General features: G+C 72.3%; 4 protein-coding genes and 1 pseudogene. 2 read left to right on the top strand and 3 right to left on the bottom strand.

What is annotated here, in order from left to right:
* A pseudogene (locus Y694_RS19565) lies at positions 1 to 1,190 on the top strand (xanthine dehydrogenase family protein molybdopterin-binding subunit); the annotation flags it as partial.
* Positions 1,191 to 1,206: 16 nt separating this feature from the next.
* Here Y694_RS19565 and pyrF read toward each other — a convergent pair.
* Together pyrF and purB are read right to left on the bottom strand one after the other, a co-directional pair.
* Positions 1,207 to 2,043 (bottom strand): orotidine-5'-phosphate decarboxylase, encoded by an 837-nt coding sequence (gene pyrF / locus Y694_RS19560; protein ID WP_036235595.1) that lies wholly within the window; start codon positions 2,041 to 2,043, stop codon positions 1,207 to 1,209.
* A 13-nt stretch (positions 2,044 to 2,056) separates the two neighbouring features.
* The gene (gene purB / locus Y694_RS19555) at positions 2,057 to 3,406 is read right to left on the bottom strand and encodes an adenylosuccinate lyase (RefSeq protein WP_036235593.1); all 1,350 of its coding nucleotides are present in this window, start codon (positions 3,404 to 3,406) and stop codon (positions 2,057 to 2,059) included.
* Between the two features lie 173 nt (positions 3,407 to 3,579).
* On the opposite strand from purB, the gene Y694_RS19550 reads away from it, so the two are divergent.
* Positions 3,580 to 4,200 (top strand): glutathione S-transferase C-terminal domain-containing protein, encoded by a 621-nt coding sequence (locus Y694_RS19550; RefSeq protein ID WP_011831196.1) that lies wholly within the window; start codon positions 3,580 to 3,582, stop codon positions 4,198 to 4,200.
* 65 nt (positions 4,201 to 4,265) lie between these two features.
* Here Y694_RS19550 and Y694_RS19545 read toward each other — a convergent pair.
* Positions 4,266 to 5,280: sensor histidine kinase (locus Y694_RS19545; RefSeq protein WP_036235590.1), on the bottom strand; the 1,015-nt coding region annotated here is incomplete at its 5' end.

Here is a 5,280-nt window from a genome sequence, read left to right as displayed (position 1 = left end):
GGCCCCGGCGCACGCACCGTCGAGGCGCTCTACCGCGCGCCCTACCTCGCGCACGCCGCGCTCGAACCGATCAACTGCACCGCGCAGGTCCGTGACGGCCACGTCACCGTGTGGGCGCCGACCCAGGTGCCCGGCATCGCCCGCGCGCACGCGGCGCGCGCCGCCGGGGTCGACGAGCACGCGGTGACGCTGCACGTCACGCTGCTGGGCGGCGGCTTTGGCCGCCGGCTCGATGCCGACTTCGTGGCGCAGGCCGTCGCGGTGGCGCAGGAGACCGGCGGCCGGCCGGTGCAGCTGCTGTGGTCGCGCGAGGAGGACACCACGCACGACTACTACCGCCCGGCCGCGGCCGCGGCGCTGAAGGCGGTGCTGGGGGCCGATGGACGGCCGCTGTCGCTGCGCGTCGCGAGCGCCGGCGATGCCATCACGCCGCGCTGGATGGAGCGCGGCCTGCCTGGCTGGCCGGCCCGGTCGACCTGCCCGACAAGACCACTGCCGAGGGCCTGTTCGACCAGCCCTACGACATCGCGCACCAGCGCATCGCCCATGTCGCCACGCGCAGCGGCGTGCCGGTCGGCTACTGGCGCTCGGTCGGCCATTCGCACAACGCCTTCTTCCTCGAGAGCTTCATCGACGAACTGGCGCACGCGGCGCAGCAGGACCCGGTGGCCTACCGGCTCGCGCTGCTGGCCGGCAGCCCGCGCCACGCCGCGGTATTGCAGCTCGCCGCGGCGCAGTCCGGCTGGGGTCGGCCCTTGCCGGCCGGGCGTGCGCGCGGCGTGGCGCTGCACGAGAGCTTCGGCAGCATCGTCGCGCAGGTGGCCGAGGTGTCGCTGGCGGCCGGCGGCGTGCCGCGCGTGCACCGCGTGGTCTGCGCCATCGACTGCGGCACCGTGGTCAACCCCGGCATCGTGCGGCAGCAGATGGAGGGCGGCATCGTGTTCGGCCTCAGCGCCGCGCTGCACGGCGGCATCGACATCGTGGCCGGCGTGGTGCAGCAGAAGAACTTTCCCGGGCAGCCGCTGCTCACGCTGGCCGAGTCGCCGCGGATCGAGACCCACCTCGTCGCCAGCGAGCACCCGCCCGGCGGTGTCGGCGAGCCCGGCACGCCGCCCATTGCGCCGGCGGTGGCGAATGCGCTGTTCGTGTTGACCGGGGTGCGGCGGCGGGGGTTGCCGTTGCGGGGATGAGGGGGCTGCCGTTTCCTCAGCGCGCCGCGTTCAGCGCCGCCCGCGTGGCCAGCGCCACCTGGCGCGCCGCGCTCGCGAACTCGGCATCGCGGCCGGCGTACAGCACCGCGCGCGAGGAGTTCACGATGATCGGCGCGCTCGTCGTTGCCTTGTCGCCGCGCCACGCCGCCTTCACCGTCGCCGCCGCGTCGCCGCCCTGGGCGCCCACGCCGGGGATCAGCAGCGGCAGCGTCGGTGCCAGCGCGCGCACGCGCGCCAGCTCCTCGGGGAAGGTCGCGCCCACCACCAGGCCGAGCTGGCCGTTGGTGTTCCACGGGCCCTGCGCGAGCTGCGCCAGGTGCTCGTACAGCCGCGGTGTGCCCTCCACGTCGGCCAGCCGCTGGTTCTGCAGGTCGCTGCCGCCGGGGTTGGAGGTGCGGCACAGCAGGATCGCGCCCTTGCCGGGCCAGCGCAGGTAGGGCTCGACCGAGTCGAAGCCCATGAAGGGCGACAGCGTCACCGCGTCGGCCTGGTAGCGCTCGAAGGCCTCGCGCGCGTACTGCTCAGCGGTGCTGCCGATGTCGCCGCGCTTGGCGTCCAGGATGACCGGCACGTCGGGCGCCACGCGGCGGAGGTAGGCCATCAGCCGCTCCAGCTGCTCCTCGGCGCGGTGCGCCGCGAAGTAGGCGATCTGCGGCTTGAAGGCGATCACCAGGTCCTTGGTGGCGTCGACGATGCGGGCGCAGAAGTCGAAGATGCGCGCCGCGTCGCCGGTCCACGGCGCCGGGAACTTGGCCGGCTCGGGGTCCAGCCCCACGCACAGCAGCGAATCGTTCAGCCGCTCGGCGGCCAGCAGGCGGGCGCGAAAGCTCATGTCGTGTGCGCCCTCAGCCGCCGATGCGCTGCGCCAGCTCGGCCGCCTTGCCGGTGTAGTTGCCCGGCGTCAGCGCGCGCAGGCGCTGCTTCTCGGCCTCGGGCAGCTCCAGCGTCTCGATGAAGGCGGCGAGCGACTCGCGCGTGATCGCCTTGCCGCGCGTCAGCTCCTTGAGCCGTTCGTAGGGGTTGGGCAGGCCGTGGCGGCGCATCACGGTCTGGATGGGCTCGGCCAGCACCTCCCAGGCGGCGTCGAGGTCGGCCGCGAGCGCGGCCTCGTTGACCTCGAGCTTGCCCAGGCCGCGCGCCAGCGAGTCCCAGCCCAGCAGGGCATAGCCCAGTGCCACGCCCATGTTGCGCAGCACCGTCGAGTCGGTCAGGTCGCGCTGCCAGCGGCTGATCGGCAGCTTCTGGCTCAGGTGCGCGAGCAGCGCGTTGGCCAGGCCCAGGTTGCCTTCGGCGTTCTCGAAGTCGATCGGGTTGACCTTGTGCGGCATCGTGCTCGAGCCGATCTCGCCGGCCTTGAGCTTCTGCTTGAAGTAGCCCAGGCTGATGTAGCCCCAGACGTCGCGCGACCAGTCGATCAGGATGGTGTTGCAGCGCGTCACCGCGTCGAACAGCTCGGCCATGTAGTCGTGCGGCTCGATCTGGATCGTGTACGGGTTGAACGCCAGGCCGAGCTGCTGCTCCACCACGCGGCGGCTGAAGGCCTCCCAGTCCAGCTCGGGGTAGGCCGACAGGTGGGCGTTGTAGTTGCCCACCGCGCCGTTCATCTTGGCCAGCAGCGGCACCGCGGCGATGCGCTGGCGCGCGGTGGCCAGGCGCGCCACCACGTTGGCGATCTCCTTGCCCACGGTGGTGGGGCTGGCGGTCTGGCCGTGGGTGCGGCTCAGCATCGGCAGGTCGGCGAACTGGTTCGCCATGCGCGTCAGCGTGGCCACCAAGCCATCGAGCGCCGGCAGCAGCACGCCCTCGCGGGCGGCACCCAGCATCAGCGCATGGCTGGTGTTGTTGATGTCCTCGCTGGTGCAGGCGAAATGCACGAACTCGCCGGCCGCCTGCAGCTCCGTGTGGCCGGCGAACTTCGACTTCAGCCAGTACTCGACTGCCTTCACGTCGTGGTTGGTGGTCTTCTCGATGTCCTTGATGGCCTGTGCGTCGGCCTCGGCGAAGCCCGTCACCAGCGCTCGAAGGTGAGCACGGGCTTCGCTGCCGAGCGGTGCCAGTTCGGGCAGGCCTGCATCGCTGAGGGCGATGAACCATTCCACTTCCACCTGCACGCGGCGGTGCATCAGGCCGAATTCGCTGAGCAGCGGCCGCAGCGCGGCAAGCTTGGCGGCGTAGCGGCCGTCGAGCGGCGACAGGGCGGTGAGGGGCGGTCAATTGCATGGGAAGCGGTCGGTCGTGCGGGCGCGCCACGGGCGTGGCAGGGAGCTTGCAATTGTAGGAGGGGGGCTTGTGCCACACGGCCCCGGAAGGCGGCGGTCCGGTCGGGGCGGCTGGCTAGAATCGTTTCGCACCCCACACCCCACCTCCCATGAAACTCATCGGTTCCCTCGCCAGCCCCTACGTCCGCAAGGTCCGTGTCGTGATGGCCGAGAAAAAGCTCGAGTACAAGTTCGTGCTCGACGACGTGTGGGGCGCGGAGACCTCCATCTCCGAATCCAACCCGCTCGGCAAGGTGCCCTGCCTCGTGATGGAGGGGGGCGAGGCGGTGTTCGACTCGCGCGTCATCGTCGAGTACCTCGACATGCTGTCGCCGGTCGGCAAGCTCATCCCGCCGTCCGGTCGCGAGCGCATCGAGGTGCGCACCTGGGAAGCGCTGGCCGACGGCCTGCTCGACGCCGCCATCCTGGCGCGGCTCGAACGCACCTGGGCCGGCCGCAGCGAGGCGCAGCGCAGCGACGCCTGGGTTGACCGCCAGATGGCCAAGGTCGACGCCAGCCTGCAGGCGATGAGCCAGGGCCTGGGCGACCGCCCCTGGTGCGGCGGCAACCACTTCACGCTGGCCGACATCGCCGTCGGCTGCGCGCTCGGCTGGCTGTCGTTCCGTTTCCCGCAGATCCCCTGGCGCGACGATCATCCGTCGCTGGCCAAGCTGCTCGACAAGCTGAGCCAGCGACCGAGCTTCGCGGACACGGCGCCGCCGGTGGCCTGAGAAGCCGCGCCCTCACCGCGGCCCCGCTCAGCCCGCTGCCGCTCCCGGCAGCGGCAACTCCAGCGTCACCGCCCAGCCTCCGGGTGCGGGCCGCTGTCGAGGCGGGCCGACAAGGCCGCCGCGCGGCGCTGCATGTTGGCCAGGCCACGACCTCCGTGCACGATGGACGGCGGCACGAACAGCGGCATGTCGACCTGCGCTTCGCTCATGCGCTGCTGCAGGCCGTTGTCCACCACCGCCAGCGCCAGCCGCTGCGTGCCGCGCGCCTCGAGGCGCAGCCACACCACGGTGGCGTGGGCGTGCTTGATCACGTTGGTCAGCGCCTCGCGCACGATGCGCAGCACGTGCAGCGTCTCCGCCGCCGGCAGTTCCACCTCGCTCGCCGCGTCGTCGAGCTGCCACACCAGCCGCACGCCGGCCGCGCGCAGCGAGGGCTCGACGCGGAAGCGCAGCTCGGCCAGCGCCTCGATCAGCGGACGCTGGTCGGTCTCCAGCGAGTCGAGCGCGAGCCGCAGTTCCACCAGGCAATCGTCGAGCGTGAGCTTCAGGTCGCGCAGCGGCTCGTCCACGCTGCGCGGCTCGCCGCCCGGCGGTGGCAGTGACTGGCGCTCCACCTGCGAGGTCAGCGCCATCGCCGCCACCAGCCGGCCGCCCAGGCCGTCGTGCATCTCGCGCAGGATGCGGTCGCGCTCGGCCAGCACCGCCTGCCGCTGATCGCGCAGCCGTGTGCCCTCGAACGCCATCTGCAGGTCGCGCTCCTTCTGCGCCACGCGGTCCAGCAGGTCACGGTTCAGCGCGCGCAGTTCGGCGCTGGAGCGCGTGAACTCGTCCACCAGCAGCCACGCCGCCACCGCGATCAGCAGCAGCACCGTGTAGCGGCTCCAGGCCACCGGATCGCCGGCCTCCGGCTGGCCGAACACCCACAGGTCGCGCAGGCCGATCGCCAGGCCGATCACGGCGGTGACGGTCAGCAGCAGCGCGGGCGCGCTGCGCTGCTGCCGTGCCGCGGACGCCAGCACCCACAGCACGCCCATCGCCATCGCCAGCGTGCCGGCCCGCAGCAGCATGCCGAGCGTCGGC

Source organism: Methylibium sp. T29-B (genome assembly GCF_000576225.1).
Classification (GTDB): domain Bacteria; phylum Pseudomonadota; class Gammaproteobacteria; order Burkholderiales; family Burkholderiaceae_C; genus Methylibium; species Methylibium petroleiphilum.
The sequence above is the reverse complement of the archived record's forward strand: the minus strand, read 5'-3'. Positions and strand labels throughout refer to the sequence as shown.